The 533-nt window shown below is 42.0% G+C and carries 2 tRNA genes; both read right to left on the bottom strand.

From position 1 onward, the window contains the following. Nucleotides 1-330: 330 nt before the first annotated feature. A tRNA-Ala gene (locus LUA86_RS19215) sits at nucleotides 331-405 on the bottom strand. 2 nt (nucleotides 406-407) lie between these two features. Further along, nucleotides 408-481 (bottom strand) — tRNA-Ala (locus LUA86_RS19210). Nucleotides 482-533: the final 52 nt, after the last annotated feature.

Genomic DNA, 533 nt, shown 5'->3' with positions numbered 1-533 from the left:
TTGCTCTTCTTTTTTAACTTCTTCCAATATGTCAAAGAACTTTATTAAGGTATAAGGCTGAGGGTATAAAGGTGTAGGGTTTAATGGCCCCAACCTAAGCCTATAGCTTATTCCTTATTAGTAAAAATCATGGAGTCGAACCATTCAGTATCTTTAAATACTTTGCCCCATCGGCAATTTCTTCTTTTTCTTAATCTTTATGTCAATGTTGTCTACCTATCCAGGTAAGGCTTTATTAGTTTTTTAAAAGCTTTCTGCTTTGTTGTGCGGTTTGTATAGGCTATAGGTTTACCTTAAGCCTTCTACCTTTTAACCCTCAACCTTAAATAGTGGAGAATAACGGAGTCGAACCGTTGACCTCCTGCGTGCAAGGCAGGCGCTCTAGCGCCAATCGCTAAAACTCTCTGTGGAGAATAACGGAGTCGAACCGTTGACCTCCTGCGTGCAAGGCAGGCGCTCTAGCCAGCTGAGCTAATCCCCCAAAGGATTTGATTTTGTAGTCCCGTCCAGATTTGAACTGGAGACCCCTACAT

It is taken from the genome of Pedobacter sp. Leaf132, assembly GCF_920984695.1.
Lineage (GTDB): Bacteria > Bacteroidota > Bacteroidia > Sphingobacteriales > Sphingobacteriaceae > Pedobacter.
This window is presented reverse-complemented; position numbering and strand designations above follow the sequence as displayed.